Raw genomic sequence first — 2,787 nt, 5'->3', positions numbered from 1 at the left:
TCGGGTCGCTTGGTGGAAGACCGACGCCACGACCCTGCGCGACATCGTGCGGCTCGACCCGTCATGGCCACTCTTGGACCCCCACGGCGAACGTGTCGACGAACTCCCGGAAACACCGCTCAGCGCCATCACCGGATCGGTACCGCCGTACCCCAACGACGCTCCGCCCGTCCTGTTCGGACACTACTGGTTCACCGACAACGACGACAAGCCGAGCACGTCAAACACGGCATGCGTCGACTTCAGCGCCGTGAAGGGCGGCGACCTCGTCGCCTACCGATGGGACGGCGAACCCACGTTGCAGGCTGAGAACTTCGTTCACGGTTGACCGGGGCTGGTCGGACGGTCGTTGCTCGATAGCCGGCGGCCTACACAGGACGTGGCTCCCGTGAACCCGGTGCCTGCATCACTCCCGATTCGAGCGCGACGGGTTTTCTGCCGGGCAGGCCGAGTGTGACACCCGAGGTTCATGATGGACCCATGCAGCTCCGTACCCGACGTGCGCAAACCGCCATTCGCACCCATGGCTACGATGCACTCGTGGAGCAGGAGTACAACGAGGACAAGTTCCGCGAGCTCGTGGTCTTGATCGCTGGGCGCTTGACCGACGACGCTGCCGGTGGCGCGACGAAGCTGAACAAGGTCCTCTACTTCGCCGACTTCACTCACGTCCGGCGCACCGGGCGGTCGATCACCGGCGCCGACTATCAGAAGCTTCCCAACGGACCAGCGCCACGACGGCTCCTTCCGGTGCGGAACGAACTGACCGAGTCGGGCGACGCCGAACTCGAAGAACGTGACTTCCTCGGCTACAAACAGCAACGCCTGGTGCCCAAGCGCGACGCCGACGTATCGGTGTTCGACGACGAAGAACTCCAAACCATCGACGACGTGCTCCGCGACCTCGAAGGCATGAACGGACGCGAAGTCTCCGATCTATCGCACCAGGAAGCCGGCTGGCGCCTCACCCAAGAAGGCGACACGATTCCGTACACAGCCGCGCTCATCCCGCGTGAACAGCCGCTGACTCCCACTGCCGTCGCCCAAGCGTCGGCAGTCGCTCAGCGATACGGAATCGCGACTTCCAGCTGATCCGATGCCGATCTTCGAGGTCGGCGTCGCGGCCGAGGTCGACGCGAAAATCGCAATCGAATTCGGGCCCGAACGAACAGGCAGTGGTTGACCGTCGTTTTACGATTTCGAGTCCGGCCCGCTCGCGGCGGCCCGGCTGGCGTTCTCACAATTCGACCAACAACGCGAGGCGGTGGGCCCAAGCGTTCGGACAGTCACGATCGTCGACCCCTTCTTCGGTGCTGTCGTGTTCACCGCCGTGCTCGTCGCTCTCACCAAGGTCGACATCGCGGATGTCTGCATCGACCCGTCGTACTGGGATCACGTCAGCCAAAACCCGGCGGACTGATCGCAGTCGCAGATCGGTGGAACCGCGACCGCTACCTCAGTCCCACGTCACCGGAACCGCGAGCGTGACAGACTTGCGTGCATGAGCGACATTGAGGACACCCAACAAACTGTCCGTGACGCAATGGCGAAGCCGGGAGACTGGTTGACCGGCGAGCAGCGACTCGCCGTCTGGCGCGAAGTGCGCGACTCCTCCTCGAACGAACTCGATCAGCAACGTCGGCAGGCGCTCTCGCCCAACGCCATCGATGGCGCTCACGCGGCCACCGGGGAACTGTCAGCCTCGGCGATGGAAGTGGTCCATCGCACCGCGTCCGACCCTGGCCGCCTGACCCGAGCGTGGGCCGACGAACACATCGCCGAACTCGGCGAAGAGACGTACACCGAACTGGTCGGCGTGACGGCAATCGTCAGCGTGCTCGACCGGTTCGACCGGGCCATGGGCCGACCCGGGCAACCGCTGCCCCAACCGCTGCCCCAACCCATTGCCGGCGAACCGGCGCGTGTGCGACCCGACGACGTCGGCGATATTGGTGCATGGGTCAGCCAGACCACCGGCCCCACGAAGGCCAACGTGAGCCGGACGCTCAGCCTCGTTCCGGTGACGAACCAGGCCTGGCGGCAACTCGTCGACACGCACTACTCCCACGGTGCAGAGTTCATGAACCTGCGGTGGGAGTTTCCACTCAGCCGTCCGCAGGCCGAGCTGGTGGCCACGCGCTCGACCGCGCTGAACGAGTGTTTCTATTGAACGTCGTCGCACACCACGCTGCTCCGTGTGAGTGGCGAAGCAAATGGATTGATCGTCGATCTGAAGGCCGCAATCGATCGCGACTACGTCGGCGACGTCGGGGTGCCAGCCGGTGCCGAGCTGCTCGCGTTCACCAATGCCGTCGAACTCGACCAAGCTGACATCGACGCAACCCGCGCTGCACTCGCCGACGTCATCGGCGGACAGGCGACACTCGAAGCGGCGGCGATCATCGCGATCTTCAATGGTTTGGTGCGCGTCGCCGACGGCACCGGCATCCAACTCGACCAGGGCGTTTTCAGCGCCTCGATCGAGGAGCGCGACCTCCTCGGCATCAACGGGTTCGCCGGCGCCGCCAACTCGACCGATGTCGTCGCGGCCGATGCGAATGCGAAGGCCGTGCACGAACTGTTCGGCTGACTGATCTCGCTACCTCAGCCCCAAGTCACCGGCACGGCGAGCGGCCCGCGGAATGCCCAACCGCCGAACTCGACCGGGCTCGCACCATCGGCATCGGCCAGCCGTAGCCCAGCCAGACGGTCGAAGATCATCGGCAGGGCGACATCGCCGACGAGGCTGCGTGACGCTGCGGCACCCGGGCAGAAGTGCGGGCCGGC

Annotated in this window: 3 protein-coding genes and 2 pseudogenes; 4 read left to right on the top strand and 1 reads right to left on the bottom strand. The window is 65.2% G+C overall.

Translation table 11 applies throughout. The features are described 5' to 3' along the window. The 4 genes and pseudogenes from ACH2EI_RS10800 to ACH2EI_RS10785 form a co-directional block, all read left to right on the top strand. Positions 1 to 328 (top strand): annotated as a pseudogene (locus ACH2EI_RS10800) (metallophosphatase); the annotation flags it as partial. Between the two features lie 152 nt (positions 329 to 480). Continuing rightward, entirely contained in the window at positions 481 to 1,092 is a 612-nt protein-coding gene (locus ACH2EI_RS10795; RefSeq protein WP_395159996.1) for a Panacea domain-containing protein, read from the top strand. 172 nt (positions 1,093 to 1,264) lie between these two features. Further along, entirely contained in the window at positions 1,265 to 1,420 is a 156-nt protein-coding gene (locus ACH2EI_RS10790) for a hypothetical protein (protein WP_395159994.1), read from the top strand. Between the two features lie 81 nt (positions 1,421 to 1,501). Further along, the gene (locus ACH2EI_RS10785) at positions 1,502 to 2,590 is read left to right on the top strand and encodes an alkylhydroperoxidase-related (seleno)protein (protein WP_395159992.1); all 1,089 of its coding nucleotides are present in this window, start codon (positions 1,502 to 1,504) and stop codon (positions 2,588 to 2,590) included. Positions 2,591 to 2,604: 14 nt separating this feature from the next. On the opposite strand, the pseudogene ACH2EI_RS10780 reads toward ACH2EI_RS10785, so the two are convergent. Continuing rightward, a pseudogene (locus tag ACH2EI_RS10780) lies at positions 2,605 to 2,787 on the bottom strand (cytochrome P450); the annotation flags it as partial.

The organism is Ilumatobacter sp., assembly GCF_041688325.1.
In the GTDB taxonomy this organism is placed as follows: Bacteria; Actinomycetota; Acidimicrobiia; order Acidimicrobiales; family Ilumatobacteraceae; genus Ilumatobacter_A.
This window is presented reverse-complemented; position numbering and strand designations above follow the sequence as displayed.

Excerpts from the sequence above, each read along its gene's own strand:
- ACH2EI_RS10795 (WP_395159996.1), top strand. The coding sequence starts at position 481 with ATGCAGCTCCGTACCCGACGTGCGCAAACCGCCATTCGCACCCATGGC.